This window comes from Psychrobacter sp. UBA6766 (genome assembly GCF_002453355.1).
Lineage (GTDB): Bacteria > Pseudomonadota > Gammaproteobacteria > Pseudomonadales > Moraxellaceae > Psychrobacter.
In genome coordinates this window covers 146,135-163,956 of record NZ_DKGQ01000004.1, presented here as the reverse complement: position 1 = coordinate 163,956, position 17,822 = coordinate 146,135, and the positions used below count along the sequence as shown (strand labels likewise).

14 protein-coding genes and 1 riboswitch are annotated in these 17,822 nt (G+C 43.1%); of the genes, 6 read left to right on the top strand and 8 right to left on the bottom strand.

Going from position 1 to position 17,822, the window contains the following annotated elements; genetic code table 11:
* Positions 1 to 774: 774 nt before the first annotated feature.
* Positions 775 to 2,055 (top strand): citrate synthase, encoded by a 1,281-nt coding sequence (gene gltA, locus B4K26_RS01000; RefSeq protein ID WP_296243023.1) that lies wholly within the window; start codon positions 775 to 777, stop codon positions 2,053 to 2,055.
* 91 nt (positions 2,056 to 2,146) lie between these two features.
* Here gltA and B4K26_RS00995 read toward each other — a convergent pair whose 3' ends face one another.
* Together B4K26_RS00995 and B4K26_RS00990 are read right to left on the bottom strand one after the other, a co-directional pair.
* The gene (locus tag B4K26_RS00995) at positions 2,147 to 3,175 is read right to left on the bottom strand and encodes a hypothetical protein (RefSeq protein WP_296243022.1); all 1,029 of its coding nucleotides are present in this window, start codon (positions 3,173 to 3,175) and stop codon (positions 2,147 to 2,149) included.
* 139 nt (positions 3,176 to 3,314) lie between these two features.
* Positions 3,315 to 3,848 carry a type IV secretion protein Rhs gene (locus tag B4K26_RS00990; protein WP_409521344.1) on the bottom strand — a complete coding sequence of 178 codons (534 nt, stop codon included), beginning with the start codon at positions 3,846 to 3,848 and terminating at the stop codon, positions 3,315 to 3,317.
* Between the two features lie 212 nt (positions 3,849 to 4,060).
* Here B4K26_RS00990 and B4K26_RS00985 point away from each other — a divergent pair, with 212 nt between their 5' ends.
* Positions 4,061 to 5,350, top strand: a complete 1,290-nt coding sequence (locus B4K26_RS00985) for a replication-associated recombination protein A (RefSeq protein ID WP_296243020.1) — start codon at positions 4,061 to 4,063, stop codon at positions 5,348 to 5,350.
* A gap of 298 nt (positions 5,351 to 5,648) precedes the next feature.
* Positions 5,649 to 6,761: a bifunctional 3,4-dihydroxy-2-butanone-4-phosphate synthase/GTP cyclohydrolase II gene (ribBA, locus tag B4K26_RS00980; RefSeq protein ID WP_296243019.1), complete on the top strand. Its 1,113-nt coding sequence runs from the start codon at positions 5,649 to 5,651 to the stop codon at positions 6,759 to 6,761.
* Between the two features lie 155 nt (positions 6,762 to 6,916).
* On the opposite strand, the gene B4K26_RS00975 is transcribed toward ribBA, so the two are convergent.
* From B4K26_RS00975 to B4K26_RS00950, 6 genes are all read right to left on the bottom strand, one after another.
* The gene (locus B4K26_RS00975; RefSeq protein WP_296243018.1) at positions 6,917 to 7,408 is read right to left on the bottom strand and encodes an acyl-CoA thioesterase; all 492 of its coding nucleotides are present in this window, start codon (positions 7,406 to 7,408) and stop codon (positions 6,917 to 6,919) included.
* A 51-nt stretch (positions 7,409 to 7,459) separates the two neighbouring features.
* Entirely contained in the window at positions 7,460 to 8,443 is a 984-nt protein-coding gene (locus B4K26_RS00970; RefSeq protein ID WP_296243017.1) for a hypothetical protein, read from the bottom strand.
* 80 nt (positions 8,444 to 8,523) lie between these two features.
* The gene (locus tag B4K26_RS00965; RefSeq protein WP_296243016.1) at positions 8,524 to 9,504 is read right to left on the bottom strand and encodes a uroporphyrinogen-III synthase; all 981 of its coding nucleotides are present in this window, start codon (positions 9,502 to 9,504) and stop codon (positions 8,524 to 8,526) included.
* Between the two features lie 140 nt (positions 9,505 to 9,644).
* Positions 9,645 to 10,670, bottom strand: a complete 1,026-nt coding sequence (hemC, locus tag B4K26_RS00960; RefSeq protein WP_296243015.1) for a hydroxymethylbilane synthase — start codon at positions 10,668 to 10,670, stop codon at positions 9,645 to 9,647.
* Between the two features lie 269 nt (positions 10,671 to 10,939).
* Positions 10,940 to 11,677, bottom strand: a complete 738-nt coding sequence (locus B4K26_RS00955; protein WP_296243014.1) for a LytR/AlgR family response regulator transcription factor — start codon at positions 11,675 to 11,677, stop codon at positions 10,940 to 10,942.
* 270 nt (positions 11,678 to 11,947) lie between these two features.
* A complete protein-coding gene (locus B4K26_RS00950) occupies positions 11,948 to 12,973 on the bottom strand; it encodes a histidine kinase (protein WP_296243013.1) in 1,026 nt (341 codons plus the stop codon).
* Between the two features lie 239 nt (positions 12,974 to 13,212).
* Here B4K26_RS00950 and argH point away from each other — a divergent pair, with 239 nt between their 5' ends.
* From argH to thiC, 3 genes are all read left to right on the top strand, one after another.
* The gene (gene argH, locus B4K26_RS00945; protein ID WP_296243118.1) at positions 13,213 to 14,586 is read left to right on the top strand and encodes an argininosuccinate lyase; all 1,374 of its coding nucleotides are present in this window, start codon (positions 13,213 to 13,215) and stop codon (positions 14,584 to 14,586) included.
* A 247-nt stretch (positions 14,587 to 14,833) separates the two neighbouring features.
* Positions 14,834 to 15,124, top strand: a complete 291-nt coding sequence (locus B4K26_RS00940) for an oxidative damage protection protein (RefSeq protein WP_296243012.1) — start codon at positions 14,834 to 14,836, stop codon at positions 15,122 to 15,124.
* A 324-nt stretch (positions 15,125 to 15,448) separates the two neighbouring features.
* A riboswitch (TPP riboswitch) is annotated at positions 15,449 to 15,573 on the top strand.
* A 258-nt stretch (positions 15,574 to 15,831) separates the two neighbouring features.
* A complete protein-coding gene (thiC, locus tag B4K26_RS00935) occupies positions 15,832 to 17,805 on the top strand; it encodes a phosphomethylpyrimidine synthase ThiC (RefSeq protein WP_296243011.1) in 1,974 nt (657 codons plus the stop codon).
* Positions 17,806 to 17,822: the final 17 nt, after the last annotated feature.

The window sequence follows — 17,822 nt, the reverse complement described above, 5'->3', positions numbered from 1 at the left end:
TTTTTACGGGCTTCCATCAACAAAAAAGATAACGCCATAGGGTCATCTGTAAATGATCATTTTTCATTAACGCAAACTTCACTGTTGACTATTTAAAAATAGAACAGTTAACAAGAATATTCAAACGATAAGCTAGATTTTGGTCTATAAACCGAACAGTCGATCATAACAAAGTATGAGTAAAGCTAGGCTTTAATAGTGACTTCATTAGAGCGACCTATCCATTTGCGCAAAGCTAGTGCCAGTTAAATCTCTCTAATTATAAAATGACTGCGTCCTAATTACAAATTTATCCCCTAAATAGTGGTTATTGGAGATTATTTAACAAAAAGTTAGCTATTGGTAATAGAAACTTATTAGTATTGATCATTCAAAATCAATCACAAACCCAAATCAATTTGTCGGTTACTCTTACTCTGTCTGTGACATAGTACATTGCTTTAAGTACTAAATCCGCTTATCTCTCTATAAATTCTTTATTATTATACTGTTAATGAGAATCATTACGTTGATAGTAAGGCCGACGCTTAGAGCAAAATTACGAAATAGACATATTTTGATACAAAGTTTACAGTCGCTTGGCATAACTAAAGCATCGTTATTACAGACATTACTGCTAAAAGTCTTTTCAAAACCTACGTAATAACTGCTAATATAGCCTGCATATTAAATGGGTTAAATTTATTTTGACTGTTTGACCAATGATGACGCGAGAATATATATGCGTCGATATATTTTTATTCCAACAATTTAAAGAACAATGGAGAGCAATTTATGGCTGACAACAATGCCAAACTAAGCGTAAACGGTGAAGAATACGAATTTCCTATTATTGAGGGTACTTTAGGGCGTCCAGTTATCGATGTTGCTGCTCTACAAGATTCAGGTTTTTGGTCTTATGACCCTGGTTTCAAAGTAACGGCTCCTGTTGAATCTAAGATTACTTATATTGATGGTGGTAAAGGTGAGCTATTACACCGTGGTTACCCTATCGATCAGTTAGCAAACAATGCTGAATATTTAGAAGTGGCTTATGCACTGATTCATGGTGATCTGCCAAATGCTGAGCAAAAAGCAGATTTCTATGAAAAAGTCCGTAAACACATGGGCGTTCATGACCAATTACGTAAATTCTTTGAAGGTTTCCGCCGTGACGCGCATCCAATGGCGATTATGGTTGGTGTCGTTGGTGCATTATCAGCGTTTTATCATGACAACTTAGACGTGAGCAATGAAGCACATCGTGAAATCACTGCTATTCGCCTAATTGCTAAAATGCCAACGCTTGCGGCAATGAGTTATAAGTACTCACAAGGCGAACCGTTCATGTATCCACGTAATGATTTTAATTACGCAGAAAACTTCTTATACATGATGTTTGCCACCCCTGCTGATGTAGACTATGAGCCAAACGACGTCATCACCCGCGCGATGGACAAAATCTTTACCTTACACGCTGACCACGAACAAAACGCGTCAACGTCTACTGTACGTCTAGCGGGTTCTACTGGTGCCAACCCTTACGCTTGTATCGCAGCAGGTATCGCTGCCCTTTGGGGACCATCACATGGCGGCGCCAACGAAGCCGTTCTTGAGATGTTAGATGAAATCGGTTCTGTAGAAAACGTCCCTGAATTCATGGAAAAAGTGAAAAGCCGCGAAGTAAAACTGATGGGCTTTGGTCACCGTGTTTACAAAAACTTCGACCCACGCGCACAAGTCATGAAAGAAACTTGTGACGAAGTATTGGCTGCATTGGGCATTAACGATCCTAAGCTTGAGCTTGCGATGGAACTTGAGAAAATTGCTCTAGAAGACCCGTACTTCGTTGAGCGTAACTTGTATCCAAACGTTGATTTCTACTCTGGCATTATCTTAAAAGCTATCGGTATCCCAACGTCAATGTTTACCGTTATTTTCTCTCTAGCACGTACTTCTGGTTGGATCAGCCATTGGCTAGAGATGCACAGCGCACCGTTCAAAATCGGTCGTCCACGTCAGTTATATACTGGTGAAACGAAACGTGAGTTCGTTAAAGTTGAAGACCGCAAATAGTAAGCTGTTATTAGCAGCATATATAAAAATCCCGCTAACGTAGCGGGATTTTTTATGGTTTAGATTTCATAAAGTAATGACGAATCACACTTTATTGGAATTCTTTTAACGTCTGCTCATATTTGGCAATTTGTTCATCATAGCCTTGAATGGTTTCATTAAATTTGGCCATCAGTCTTTCGAACTCTTGCTGTTGATCGATTTTCATTTTCTGCATATCGAGTACTTGTTGGGCTTCTATCTGCTCCCAAACTTGATGTTGAATAATCAAACGCGCCAGCGCTGGGCTTTTTGCACTGAGTCTGCCTGCAATTTCTGAATGCTCAAATAACTGCGGCACCAATGTTGCTATATTAATCAAGGTATCAACATTTTCAGCACTAAGCGGCGTAGTAACCGGCTGATAAAGCGCTTCCATCGCTTGCTGATAGCGCTCTATCAACTGCTCTTCTGTCAACACCACAGGCTTACGCGGCTCAAGACTGATTCGTTTAAGCACGGTTAAATCGCGTTCGCCAACTTCCGTACTGATATTAATATCGGTATCCGTAGCGTTGTCATTTTCATTGACATTGCTAGAGTTGCTAGCGACATCAGATTTATCATCAGTATCTGTCGGCTTGGGCACTTTCGCCAATTGTGGATTATTTACCGCTGCGCTAGACGAGCTACTATTAGTCGCTGAATTATTATTAGTCGCTTGGCTGCTCGCCTCACTATGATTTTCGGAAGTGCCAACCTTACTACCAGAGCTATCAGGCAGTAAATCGTTGCCGCTGTCTGACGCATCTGCCGCCTGTAGCGACTCATATTCTGCTTGTAAGCGCTGCTGCAACCCTTGCGCTTGAGCAATATATAAAGGCTGAAACTGTTCTATGCTAGCAGCAGCAGAATCACTTCTCCGCATCGGCTGACTGTCTTCTGTACTGGTTTGCTCCTTGGTTTGACTGGTCTTAGGTTCAGGTTCTTCTATGGCTTGTTGCTGACAACCACTTAACAATAATATGCCAGTCAAGGCGGCCGTAAGCAATGTAGAAACTTGCTGCGGGCGAATTTTGCCTTTATTGATAGAGCAATGATGAGTATCAATGTCAGGTTTTACTGATAAAATTTTAAACATCTGAGTTCATATCCTTATTAAAAGCAATTCGCTTATATGCTGAGTCTGCTACTATTTTATTTAATATAGGTATTTAGCGACTTTTTATTATTATAGAAAGGCTAATCCATCATATAAATATTAAATGAGAAAAGAAAGATCAAACTTTAGATATGCGGTCGCTGTTGCTAGTATTTTCGAGCGTTTGGGCGGTTAGAAAAGGAATACAAGCTTCAAAATCGCGACAATCGCGGCCATGATGACGGCTGACAAAGTAATCTTGTACCATTCTAGCCTGCTGTTCGATACCGTAGTTAAAAAACGGCTTGCCAGCTTCAAGCACATAAGCATAGCGGCGATTAACAATAGCGCCGCGAACGACTTTAAGTCCTTGCTGCAATTGCCAAACGTGGGTTAATTCGTGAATAAGCCAGCTTTGCTTACTTAGTGATGATTGGCTAAAATCTGTGATCCAGTCTGCGGGATGAAAATAAATATTGCCATTGGGACTAACGGCATAATTTTTTAGCACCCAGCAGGCGGTTTTAAGTTGAACCGTATCAAGCTCGATACTATCGCCGAATACGGAACGCACGAGCGTTACCTCTCCATCAGTCAGCTGACGAGAACGCTGCTGGTTGCCTTTAAAAGATATGGTACGCTTAAATAAACGCTTGAAAGTGGATGGCGACAGCATGAATGTCTTACCTCGTATTTGTTACTCGTTTTATCTTTGATGATTCATCATAATGAATAAACCATTAATAAGGTCAAAATCGCGCAAAACAAAGCGTTTAAGACATAAGCTGTACACTTGGCTGACTTTTATTAACGTAAATCTGCGTTAGCCTAGCTACAATTAGGTCAATATAAAAAACAGCCGTTTAATTGATAATAGAGATTTTTATGCCGCCCAATTTTCATGCCGATACTCCCCTTGCTCAGCGTATACGCCCGACGACGCTCGACGCTATTATTGGTCAAGAACATCTGTTAGCAGCAGGCGCGCCTTTACGGCGCTTGGTCGAGCAAGGACACCTGCCGTCGATTATTTTGCATGGTGAAGCGGGCATCGGCAAAACAACTATTGCGATGCTATTGGCTGATGCGGTTGGACGTCCGTTTCATGCGCTATCCGCATTGAATACGGGCGTTAAGCAATTACGTGAGGTTTTAGAAACCAAGGATTCATTAAGTTTTGAATCCCCCGTAGTATTTATCGATGAGATTCATCGCTTTAATAAAGCCCAGCAAGATGCGTTACTTGGCGCGGTAGAGTCTGGCGATATTACGTTAATTGGCGCAACGACTGAAAACCCGTCGTTCAGTGTTAATAACGCGCTGTTATCACGTTGCCAAGTTTACCGTTTGGAACCACTAACGTCTGATCAAATCAGTGCTGTATTGCAGCGTGCCCTCTCAGAAGATACTATTCTTAAAAACCTGACAGTTGATTTGCAAGCGCAAGATACGATCAGTCAATTGGCTCACGGCGATGCCAGAAAAGCACTCAATTTATTAGAGCTTGCCATTCAAACGGCCGATTCCAACCAGTCTCCGTTAATCATTGATGATGAATTGGTTGCCCGCGTGGCCCAAACTGCTTTAGTGCGCTACGATAAAGATGGCGAGCAGCATTATGATATTATCTCTGCCATGATAAAGTCCGTTCGCGGCTCAGACCCAGATGCGGCGCTTTATTGGATGGCACGCATGCTAGTTGGTGGAGAGCCTGCTGATTTTATTGCGAGGCGATTGGTGATTTTGGCCAGTGAAGATATCGGCAATGCCAATCCCAACGCGCTACTTCTTGCAGATGCTGCGCTGCGTAGCGTACAATCTATCGGCATGCCAGAAGCACGTATTATATTGGGACAAGTGGTGGTATATCTGGCGACTAGCGCCAAAAGTAATAGTACTTATAAAGCCATTAATGCTGCTATGGCGCTGGCAGAAAAAGACGCCTCACCCGTGCCGCTCCACTTGCGCAATGGCGTGACCAAATTGATGCGCAATCAAGGCTACGGCGAAGGTTATGTTTATCCGCACAATTATCCTAATCATTATTACCCCCAAAGTTATTTGCCAGATAATTTAATCGGAACAAGTTTTTATGAATTTGCTGACAATCAGCGTGAGCAACACAGCAAGCAGTTTATGAACTGGTTAAAGAACCAAGCCGCCAGTAATGAATAACGATAATTCCATCCGTATCATTGATTATACTCATCCCTATTTTTGAGCTATTCATTAACATATTATCAAGATGACGCAGCAAGCGGCGGCGAAAAGCGTTAAAATGGCCTCATAATGATATATACAAACCAATTAAGCGGAATGTTTTTATAGCACATTGCTTTTATTTATATGGTTCTTATCAAGGCATGCCTTGCTTTACCACAATAGTGCTTTAGGCGCTCTGCTACAATAGACAGATAACTACTTATATTCTTAATCAAACCCATCTATAAATAATAAAATATTGAGACTTCCTATGAGTTTAAATACGATTCCTGAGATTATCGAAGACATTCGTGCTGGTAAAATGGTCATCTTAATGGATGATGAAGATCGCGAAAACGAAGGCGATATTATTATGGCAGCGACCCATGTGCGCCCTGATGATATTAACTTTATGATTACCCATGCCCGCGGTTTGGTATGTTTAACATTATCAGAAGCACGTTGCCAGCAGCTGGCATTGCCATTAATGTCAGACCGCAATGAAGCAAAATTTAGCACCAACTTTACCGTTTCTATTGAAGCGGCTGAAGGCGTGACCACGGGTATTTCTGCTGCCGACCGCGCTCGTACCATTCAAGCAGCGGTTTCGTCTTCAGCGAAACCAGAAGATATCGTCCAACCTGGGCACATTTTTCCAATTATGGCACAAAATGGTGGCGTCCTTCACCGTGCCGGTCATACCGAAGCCGGTTGTGATTTGGCGCGACTAGCAGGGTTGGAGCCAGCAGCGGTTATCGTTGAAATTATTAATGCTGATGGGACGATGGCCCGCCGTGATGATTTAGAGATATTTGCGAAAGAACATGATATTAAAATCGGAACGATTGCCGACCTGATTAACTACCGCATCGCCAATGAACAAACAGTTGAAGAAGTTGAATCTCATCCGTTTGAGACCGAATATGGCACCTTTACCCTGCATCGCTTCCGCGAGTTTGGTGCTGATGAGACTCATTTGGCTTTGGTAAAAGGCGATGTGAGTGAAGGCGTTAGTACCGTTCGTGTCCACGGCTTTCATCCATTACGCGACTTATTTGCCGCTAAAAATGACACCACTGGCCGTAGTGGCTGGAGTGTACGTTCAGCGTTAGAGGAGATAAACAACTCAGAGCGCGGTGTGCTGGTTTGGATTGGCAACCATCAGCCGATTGACTTGGGGGATGCACTTGATAAAGCTGCTGAAAATCAGTCAATGTCAACCATTGCCCAGCAGCCTTATCGTAGCATTGGAGTTGGCGCGCAGATCTTACGCCATTTAGGTGTTCGTGATATGCGACTATTATCCTCACCAATGAAGTTTTATGCGTTGTCAGGTTTTGATTTAAACGTCGTTGACTTCGTTCACGCTCCTAAACAAGAATAAAAGCCAGCGGCGACAACAAATAGCAAAATAAAAAAGGCACGCTAATATTATTGAGCGTGCCTTTTTTATTTGTCTTTTATAAATGGTTTATTTATCGCTACTATTTACTATCATGATTTGATTAGCGTTTATAACTTACTAAATGAGCTAAGTCTCTAAAATTTGGGGGTATGACCGAATTTTGCTTCTAATGCCAACAAACGCTCACGCTCCTCAGTAGTCCACGGTAATTTATCCTTTCCATCACAATCTAAACGGACGATTACAGCATCAGCGGTCGCAACAATCGTTTTTTGGGCGCAGCTATAATAGCTATATTCCATCACGATACTGGTATTCCCCAAGCGCTGGCAGCGCACGCCTAATAACAAGGTGTCAGGATAAGTGACAGGACGCAAATATTGGCAGCTTGACTGCGCCAATACGGTCACCATACTGCCATCAAACATGCCTAGTACCTGCAAGTAGCCAATCCGTGCCGATTCGGCATAACGATAATAAACCACATTATTTAAATGGTTAAAAGCATCCATCTCACCCCAATGTATCGGCTGCTGATGAATAACAGGATAATGCGCCAATTCTCTAGGGCGATCACTGTCTGAGTTAGCACTACTTAAATCTATATTTTGATCAAAACTATTCATCACTGTATTTCTCTTATTTTTATCTTCATCAAATTTTAACAACCATCACCATCAGCGCTTAGGCTTGTCCAAGATTTGTGTGGTTAGTAGTGGCGTTGGTTTTGGTGCATTGGCAATCAGTTGATCTAACCAATCGATAACTTCTGCAATGTTATTAGGAGAGGATTTGGTTTGAATGTTATTTTTATGAGCGTTTGGTGTATTCTCTGCTTGAGGCGTTTTATTTTTCGCAAAGACCTTTGAGGTAGATTCTTTTGCTGCAGTTTCTTGTGAGGCAGATGTTTGCAATTCTGATGAGGATAACGTCTGAAGCTGATTGCGTGCTTGACGTAGATAGCCGATCAGCTGATCTTTTTCACGCATGTTACTGGCTTGGCTCGCCAAATTTAATGTCATAATGACTTCGTGAATCGTAAGCTGTCTGCGCGTTAGGTTTATATTATTACTGGTATTCGTTTGATCAACCGTAGTGGTTGAACGCTCATAACGGTGCAAAAACTCTTGGATATTTTGAATGGCTAAGTTTTGTAGCTGCCATGGGCTGGGCTGTGAGCTTCTTGCTTGTAAGCGTTCAATATCTTTCATCAAGCTTTGCTTAATCACAACAGTGAGCGCTGGTGCAATCTCATTACTGCTCTGAGACAGTTGCCAATGCAGACCACGTAACAAGTTAATCGCAGCACTGTCATTATTGCCTGCTAATAATCTATCAGCGGCTTGTATTTGAATCCGTAACAAATCGAGCTGGTTTTGAGCTTGACTACTAGCAGCAGTGCGAGGCTCTGGTAACGTCTGCTGACTCATCGCAAAGATACGATCGTCCATCTCGTTTAGGCGGCTAACGACTTGCTCATTACTTTGCAAACGCTCATTCACATTACGCTCAAAACGCTGCTGATTGATAAAAAACCAAAGTAAAACGGCAATAAGTAGCAATATCACGAGCCACTGCAATCGTATCAAAAACATGTTTGCTTGCCGGCGCTGCTGAGTGGCAGAAGGTTCCTTAGGTAACGATTCAGAATTCATGGTCATAAGGCAGCACCGTTGGTGATAGATGGTTTTAAGCAAATATAAAATAAATGGATTAAGAAAATTAAGCGTTCTTTTTAAATCTAACCTACTATTGGCGAATGGATTGCTGCAAGAATCGTTCCCGGTGCTAAATCTTCCACTCGCCAATAGCTTAAATCTTGCTCTGCAACCATATTGGCTAAGCGCTCGCCTAACACCACATAAGCAAAATCGGTGAGCTTTAGCGTTAGACTGGCGGGCTTGTCCATATTTAAACTTGACTCTACCTTCTGTTCTGCCACAGCACTAACGATCGCTTGCCAATGCTCAAAAGCCGTGCCACTACTGACAATCACGACAGGTTTTGGCTGGGATCCAGATGTTGTTTGCTGCTCAGATTTTTGCGCGAGAAACTCAGCTTTCCATTTCTCATATCGCGCCATAGCATCGCTAGGCATCTTACGTTCATACCAAGCAATGCTATCGATATGCACACCGCGTGCTTGCAGCGTATTGACCAATAATCGTCGTCCACCAAGCCCGCGCCATACCAACATTTTATCGCCTGCTTTTAAACTTTCAATTTCAGGCATGGCGAGCATACCTTCGTTATTGGCAATTAAAGGCTGCAATACTCGATAGCTTTTTGCATCCAATTTAGCGTCATTTAACACCGCCGCAGTCGCTTCACCAACTGCAATTAAGTGGCTTGGTGCTTTTAAATGTTTAAAATTCGGACTATTTTGTGCCTTATCATTTCCATCAGACTTTTGAATTTGTCGCTCCTGCTCAAGCTTTTGCCAAACGGCCAATCCTGAAGCAGCTGCTGTTGGGCTGACGATAACGAGCGCCTGATAGTCACCGGCAAGCCATTGTCGCATTAAGGTCATGTCTTGCTCAGTTGTGGGACACGCTTCTAATGTCAACATTGGCATATCAATCACTGACATCCCAGCCGCTTGCAAATGCTGCGTCAGCGGTGCGGCACGCTCGACTGGACGCGTATTGATGATGACTTGCGGCAAAGATGGCTGACCAATAGGCTGAGTTGAAGTAGTGGACTTAGATGAGGACCAAGACATAAGCATACCGTGACAAAAGGCTTAAAAAGTGAGCTTACTCATAAAGTCATTTCAGCAACTTTATGAGTAAATGGATAGCGCTATTTAACTATGATGTAGTTTAAGAGTTATCTAATTTAAGGACTATTTAACCTTAGACATCATTTAGACTGATAAATCGCTGATAAAATATCACCCGCACCAATTTTTAGTAGCATCTCAGCGACTTCAATGCCCAGCTTATTGGCTTGGGCTTCTTGTTCAGCTTGGCTGCCCGTTAAGGTCAAGCTTTTATCAGCTTTGAGCAGCTCGCTACCATCTTCTTGACCAACGCGGCCGCGTAACCATAAGGTATTACCTGCATCGTTATTGCCGTTTTCGCTGTTATTGTCGTTGTTTGTATCAGCCATTTGCAATACCGCATAAGCGGCAATCGGTACTTGGCAACCGCCTTGTAAATGACGATTTAGCGCGCGCTCAGCGATAAGTCGGATACGGGCTTTGTCATCATTTAACGGCGCCAGCAGTTTTAAAACTGCCTCATCGCCTTCGCGGCATTCAATCGCTAAAGCGCCTTGACCAACTGCTGGCAAGCAAATATCAATATCCAACTCACTACGAATCCGCTCGTCAAGCTCGATTCGCTGCAAACCACTGGTCGCTAAAATAATGGCATCATACTCACCAGCATCGAGCTTCCCTAAGCGCGTTCCAACATTGCCGCGCAGAGTTTTGATTTGCAAATCTGGACGATAGGCTTTGATTTGACATTGACGACGCAAGCTTGCCGTACCGACCACCGCCCCTTGAGGCAACTCATCAATATTGTGATAAGTGTTTGATACAAAAGCATCGGTTGGCGAGGCCCGTTTACAATAAACGCCCAGTGTCAAACCTTTTGGCAACTCCATCGGCACGTCTTTTAAAGAATGCACCGCAATATCGGCCTGCTTATCATATAAGGCTTGCTCAAGCTCTTTGACGAACAAACCTTTTCCGCCAATTTTCGCTAGCGGCGTATCCAAAATCTTATCGCCTTTGGTGACAATTTTTAGTAGGTTAATGGTCATCTCAGGATATAGTGCTAGTAGGCGATCACGAATATGCTCAGCTTGCCATAACGCCAGTGGGCTTTGGCGAGTGGCGATATTTAAGGTAGTCAAAGCAGGTTGCTGCATAGTGCTCATAAAAGGCCTCAATAAGTTCGATACTAGAATGTCAGTGCTCAACAATGTCAGATTCAGTATCTTTACAATAATGCGAATGTATTATTCAAGAATGTGTCATTCAACATGGATGCTAAAAACGATTTTTAAAGATGAATCATGCAAAAAAATACCCCTATTTAAGCATAAATAAGGGGTTGATGATATGGCATGATTATTTCAGCAGATTACAGCGCTCGCTGCTTAACACTTTTAGCGCTCTCTAGTTTTAAAACCAAACGCTTCTACAGTTACATGCTTTGAATCTTCTCACGTAGTGATGGTAGATGACGGCGGCTGACCGCTAACGTCTCATCAATGCCTTTGAAATGGAGTTGAAACTGCCCGGCCTCTAAGGTTTCTAAAAAGTCTAAATATTTGATATTAATAATAGCATTGCGATGAACACGAAACAATTTACCTTCAAATTCTTGCTCAAGCTCTTTTAGAGTATCATCAATAAGAACGATACCGTCTTTATGGCGTACTTTGACGTACTTTTGATCGGCAGTAAAATAGTAGATATCTTTGAGTTCAATTAGCTCAACACCGCGATGGGTACGCGCCACAATATGTTCGCGCACGGGACGAGCAGTTGGGTTCTCAAGCTTACGAATCTCGTTTAATTGCGCGGCATTTAAATTGGTGGCTTTTTCTAGCGCTTCTAGTAACTCATCTTTATTTGCGGGTTTTAATAGATAACCGATGGCATTGGCTTTGAGCGCCGCTATCGCATAATGATCATACGCTGTGACAAATATAATGGCGGGTGGATGGTTCAGCTTCGCAAGTTCTTGCGCACACTCCACGCCATCCATTTCGGGCATACGAATATCGAGCAGTATAATGTCTGGCTGCTCAGATTTTACGGCAATAATGGCTTCTACGCCCGTTTTTGCTTGGGCAACCACCTCATGACCTGACTCCTTGACTATTCTAACCAAACGCTCACGAGCTAAGGGCTCATCATCACAAACTACAATCCGCATGCAAGCTCCTTTATAAGTGCATACTTAGAAGTCTCTTAAAGTATTAACAGCTTATCAACATTTAAAAATCATCCCTTAGCAAAAACGCGGCTTCCTACTTAAGTTATAAACCTACCGTTTCACTTCTGCAAGTTACTAATCCAACTCTAACGTTTAAATGTTTTAGCAATCAGTAACCCACTAAACGGTGCAATAAACATGCCACGGTTGATGGTTTGCAATTAATGGCTGATGACTAACAACTAGGGCAAACGTTTTAAGAAGGAAGAATTATAAACTGACATCTGGTAGTGGATAGCTAATATTGGTAAGAATTTGTTTATTCATCACACTGCTTTGAATATTGGCACTTTGACCAAAATACGCACGCAAGCGCTCTGCTTGAATATAAAAATTCATATGCTGGCGCAAATCATGGTTAATCATCAAGGTTCTTTTAGGCAACTGCACACTAATAGCAATCTCAACGCGGTGCTGTAACCACGTGACTTTAATATCGATTTGAATGGTGTCAGTGGTCATTTTAATGACATTGAGCAACATTTTTTCAATCACACTTTGTAAGGTTAAAGCAGTAATCACCATGTCATACATGACGTCTTCTTTAGGTAGCTGCCAGCTTACTACTAATTTATCTGCCAAGCGGATGGATTCAATCGCTAAATAATGCTCACACAGAGCAATTTCTTCTTCAAAGCTGATCTCACGTGCGCCATCAAAACTGGCACGGAACAACGCTGAAACGTGCTGCAATAAAACGGCAGCGCGGGCGGGCTCAGATTCAATCAGTGACATTAAAGTATTGATGGTATTAAAAAAGAAGTGCGGCGCAAGGCGAGCTTTTAGCACATCATTTTGAGCACTCAACTTATGCTCAAACAATTGTTTGAGCGCATTCAACTCGCGATATCGTCGTAAAAAGAACAGCAAAGCGGCTATAGTAAACCCGGCGGTGATCAAGGTATGAAAAACAACTGCAGCAACGAGAAAATCAAAGCTTTGATTAAACCAGCCAAAGTTTAACAAAATCAGCAAAATAAGCGTCACCGATATGGCCGTATTGGTGGTGATAATCAGCACCACGTACATACTGGCAGAAGCAACACGCAATCGTTTTAACACCGGACGTAAATAGTCAATTAAATAAAAAGAGGGAAGAAGGGCAAGCGTGATTTGAATAAATCTAGCAACAAACTTAATCACAAACTGTGAGCCATTTGGTACCGTATGACGATCAATAATAGCGATAAACAAAGTCCAAAAAAAGATGACTAACAGCCACTGCCAAGGTTTCATGACTTCCATGAGCTTGGGTATAAAAAACTCTAAGCGCTCCGCTAGTAAGGCAACCTCATCATTTGCTATACTTGAGTTCTTATTCTCTTGACTTGTCTTGTACCGATATGAACGCCAACTCTTCAAATAGTAATCATCCCGATTCAAATAAAAATGCATCTACTTCTGATTCTAGCATAAATGCCTCCGTAACCAACACTGCTGTGCCGCAAACTGCTGCAAGTGGTCAAGGTCAGCAAATGTGGGGGGGCCGCTTTAGTGAAGCAACGGACAGTTTTGTCGCCGCCTTTACTGCCTCTGTCGGCTTTGATCAGCGCTTTGCTCGTCACGACATTCAAGGCTCGATTGCGCACGCGACCATGCTTAAAGAATGCGGCATCTTAAATGCTGATGACGTTGCCATTATTATTGATGGTTTACAGCAAGTGTTACGTGAAATTGAAGCAGGAGAGTTTAAATGGTCGATTGCGCTTGAAGACGTGCACATGAACGTTGAATCACGATTGACAGATATCGTCGGCGCAGTCGGTAAAAAGCTCCATACTGGTCGTAGCCGCAACGACCAGGTTGCCACCGATATTCGGTTATGGTTGCGTGAAGAGACCGATAATATCATCGCGCTACTAGTTCGATTACAAAGTGGGTTGCTAGATTTGGCTGAACAGCATACCGAGACCATTATGCCGGGCTTTACTCACTTACAAACGGCACAGCCAGTAAGCTTTGGTCATCACGTGATGGCATGGTTTGAGATGTTATACCGCGATACCGAACGCCTTGTCGATGCACGCCGCCGTATCAATCAGATGCCACTTGGTAGCGCCGCCCTTGCAGGAACAACCTTCCCAATTGATCGTACCATTACGGCCAAATTACTAGGTTTTGACGGTATTTGCCAGAACTCACTCGATGCGGTATCAGATCGTGACTTTGCCATTGAGTTTACTTCAGCCGCTTCTATTTTAATGATGCATATGTCACGCATGAGCGAAGAGATTATCCTGTGGATGTCCGCACAATTTAACTTCGTTCAGATTCCTGACCGTTTTTGTACTGGCTCATCGATTATGCCGCAAAAGAAAAATCCCGATGTTCCAGAATTGGTTCGCGGTAAAGCAGCGCGGGTATTTGGGCAATTGATGACGCTGCTTAGCCTGATGAAAAGCCAACCGCTTGCCTATAACAAAGACAACCAAGAAGACAAAGAGCCGCTATTTGATTGCGTCGATACCTTAACAGGGTCACTACTTGCCTTTGCCGATATGCTGCCGAATATCACGCCAAATAAAGAAAATATGCGCGCTGCAACCATGAAAGGCTATGCGACGGCGACTGATTTGGCAGACTACTTGGTTCGCCGCGGTGTTGCTTTCCGTGACGCCCATGAAGTGGTTGGTAATGCCGTCGCTTTGGGCATTAAAGAGGGCGTTGATTTAAGCGACTTGTCTTTAGCCCAGCTTCAGCAGTTTAGCGACGCCATTGGTGACGATGTCTTTGACTATCTAACGCTAGAAGGCTCATTAGCAGCACGTGATCACTTAGGTGGTACTGCGCCAAATCAGGTGAAACAAGCGGTTATTAATGGACGTGCGCGCCTAAAAGCTTTTGCTTAAAGGTTAAGCCAACAATAAAGCTTTTCTTTTAAAACGGTTCTTTTATACTGACTATACTGACTATACTGACGCCCGCCATTGTGCGGGTGTTTTTTTGCTATCACTAATGCTCGCCATCACTGGATAGCTTTGTTGTTACCTTCTCTACACTGGATAGTCTTTGCTAAATCTTCTAAGACCGTTATTATAGATAGATACCAATATTTGATTGAATCATTTACCTAATATAATGCATCAGGAGTATCTCATGACTGAGACCTTTAACCCACAAGCCAACACCGTGTTTTGCCGCAAATATAAGCAAGAATTGCCAAAAATGCCGCATCCGCCATTTCCTAATAAAAAAGGTCAAGAGCTTCAGGAAACTGTCTCTGATAAAGCATGGAAAGAGTGGCTTGAGCAGCAGACCATGCTAATTAACGAAAACCATCTCAGCATGATGGATCCTGAAGCCAAAAAATTCTTAACCGAACAGCGTGATAAATTCTTAGACAACGAAGATTACGAGCGGGCACAAGGCTGGACGCCAGAAAAATAATGCAGATAATGACTTTTATTAATTAAAAAAACTTTCATTGATTAGGGCGTGTCCTCAATTCAATCGATGGACATCTAAATGGGCTAAAAATGGCTAAACTTTGCCAAACTTCGTTAAATAGCTGGGTAATATCCCGATATTAACGGCACTATTTTCCTTGTTTGGCTGCAATTCATCTCATTTTTATCACCATTTTTAAAATGAGGACACATCCTAAAAAGACAGTAATCCACTTAAAAATAGCAAGATTGCATCTCAACTAACAAACAGCAAATGACTAGGCATCATCCTCATAGTTTGTTAGTATAAGACTGATTTACAACACTGACAGACTCGGGGTGCGGTGTATGACAAGCTTAGTTTATAAGCTATTTCATACATTCGCTGAGAGATCACCCGCCGAACCTGATGCGGTTAGTACCGACGCAGGGAAGTCTTAAGATTATGTTCTATATACAAAGGGCGCGCAGAAATGCCTTTTTATTATTGCCATTATCCTATGTGCTAGCGTTTTTACGCGGCCATAAGGCAAGCAATAAAAAGCGGCGCCTACTAATCATTTAACAACGGCCTTAGATTAAGTATAAATTTAATTTGAATTAACAAAGCCCTTATTTGATGATTGAATTTGTCTATCTTGCATTGTCTTGCCCCGCAGCTACTGGCGGTGTTGCTTTTATTCAAAAACCAACACGCTAGGACAGCATATGAACCTCACACAAAATACTTCAACTCCTATTGCCAAAGCTTCTGACAAAAAAGCCGACGCCCTAAAAACGCCTGCCCATCGTACGGCAAATGATGCGCGTTTTGAAGAAGACGCCCGCGACTTACACCGTATCTTACCCGCTTCTAAAAAAGTCTATATCGAAGGCTCACGCCCCGATATCCAAGTACCAATGCGCGAGATCACCCTTGACTCTACCCCCGTCCAAGGGGTAAGCGAGGCCGAGTGGGAACAAAATCCACCGTTTTATGTCTATGACACCTCAGGTGTTTATACCGATCCCAATATCGACATCGACTTAACCAAAGGTTTGCCAAAACTACGCGAAGGTTGGATAGCTGAGCGCGGTGATACTGAGCAATTAAGCGGTTTATCAAGCTCATATGGGCAAGCACGCGCCCGCGATATCAGTACCGCTAATTTAAGATTTGCGCATATCGATAAACCACGTCGCGCTTTAGCAGGAAAGAATGTCACGCAAATGCACTACGCGCGCCGCGGTATTATCACGCCTGAGATGGAATACATCGCTATTCGTGAGACGCAAAAACAACACGAACTGACCGATATGCGCCAGCATGACGGCGAAAGCTTTGGTGCCCATACACCAAAAATCATCACCCCTGAATTTGTCCGTGATGAAGTTGCTGCTGGTCGCGCCATCATTCCCAATAACGTCAATCACCCTGAGTCTGAGCCAATGATTATTGGCCGTAATTTTTTAGTGAAAATCAATGCCAATATTGGTAACTCAGCGCTCGGCTCTTCTATCGATGAAGAAGTGTCGAAAATGACGTGGGCAACGCGTTGGGGCGCCGATACTATTATGGATTTATCAACGGGAAATCATATCCATGAAACACGCGAATGGCTGATTCGTAACTCACCAGTCCCAATCGGTACGGTACCGATTTATCAGGCACTTGAAAAAGTCGATGGTGTCGCAGAAGACCTCACTTGGGAAATTTTTCGCGATACTTTGATCGAGCAAGCCGAGCAAGGCGTCGATTACTTTACCATTCATGCGGGCGTACTTTTGCGTTATGTACCGTTAACTGCCAATCGCTTAACCGGTATCGTCTCACGCGGTGGCTCTATTATGGCGCAGTGGTGTTTGGCCCATCATCAAGAAAGCTTTTTATATACCCATTTTGAAGATATTTGCGAGATTATGAAGCAGTACGATGTAGCGTTTAGCTTAGGCGATGGCTTACGTCCGGGCTGTTTGCAAGATGCCAATGATGAAGCGCAATTTGGCGAGCTGCGGACGCTTGGCGAGCTGACGCAAGTCGCTTGGAAACACGATGTTCAGGTGATGATTGAAGGCCCTGGTCATGTCGCAATGAACCGTATTAAAGAAAATATGGACTTACAACTTGAGCTATGTAGCGATGCGCCTTTTTATACCTTGGGTCCATTAACGACTGATATCGCGCCCGGTTATGACCACATTACTAGTGCGATTGGCGCCGCAATGATCGGCTGGTTTGGCACCGCCATGCTCTGCTATGTCACGCCAAAAGAACATCTCGGATTGCCCAATAAAAAAGATGTCAAAGACGGCATCATTACTTATAAAATCGCGGCCCACGCTGCCGATCTTGCCAAAGGTCATCCGGGGGCGCAAGCGCGTGATAATGCTCTATCTAAAGCGCGATTTGAGTTCCGCTGGGATGATCAGTTCAATCTGGCGCTTGACCCTGATACGGCGCGTGAATATCATGACGAAACGTTGCCAAAAGACGCCCACAAGTCCGCGCATTTTTGCTCGATGTGTGGACCGAAATTTTGCTCGATGAAAATCACCCAAAACGTGCGTGAATACGCCAAAGGGCTAGATGCCACAGAAGGCCTAGGCGCAGAAGCTATGAGTGCATTTGAGATTGAGCGAGGTATGGCAGAAATGACTGAAAAATACCATAATGAGGGACGTCAGTTATATAAGGAAGTTTAAGTAATTAACGTTAATTC

Coding starts and splice junctions, on each gene's coding strand:
- B4K26_RS00950 (WP_296243013.1), bottom strand. CDS start 12,973: ATGAAACCTTGGCAGTGGCTGTTAGTCATCTTTTTTTGGACTTTGTTT.
- hemC (WP_296243015.1), bottom strand. CDS start 10,670: ATGAGCACTATGCAGCAACCTGCTTTGACTACCTTAAATATCGCCACT.
- B4K26_RS00940 (WP_296243012.1), top strand. CDS start 14,834: ATGACTGAGACCTTTAACCCACAAGCCAACACCGTGTTTTGCCGCAAA.
- B4K26_RS00965 (WP_296243016.1), bottom strand. CDS start 9,504: ATGTCTTGGTCCTCATCTAAGTCCACTACTTCAACTCAGCCTATTGGT.
- B4K26_RS00970 (WP_296243017.1), bottom strand. CDS start 8,443: ATGACCATGAATTCTGAATCGTTACCTAAGGAACCTTCTGCCACTCAG.
- gltA (WP_296243023.1), top strand. CDS start 775: ATGGCTGACAACAATGCCAAACTAAGCGTAAACGGTGAAGAATACGAA.
- B4K26_RS00995 (WP_296243022.1), bottom strand. CDS start 3,175: ATGTTTAAAATTTTATCAGTAAAACCTGACATTGATACTCATCATTGC.
- thiC (WP_296243011.1), top strand. CDS start 15,832: ATGAACCTCACACAAAATACTTCAACTCCTATTGCCAAAGCTTCTGAC.
- ribBA (WP_296243019.1), top strand. CDS start 5,649: ATGAGTTTAAATACGATTCCTGAGATTATCGAAGACATTCGTGCTGGT.
- B4K26_RS00975 (WP_296243018.1), bottom strand. CDS start 7,408: ATGAATAGTTTTGATCAAAATATAGATTTAAGTAGTGCTAACTCAGAC.
- B4K26_RS00985 (WP_296243020.1), top strand. CDS start 4,061: ATGCCGCCCAATTTTCATGCCGATACTCCCCTTGCTCAGCGTATACGC.
- B4K26_RS00955 (WP_296243014.1), bottom strand. CDS start 11,677: ATGCGGATTGTAGTTTGTGATGATGAGCCCTTAGCTCGTGAGCGTTTG.
- argH (WP_296243118.1), top strand. CDS start 13,213: ATGTGGGGGGGCCGCTTTAGTGAAGCAACGGACAGTTTTGTCGCCGCC.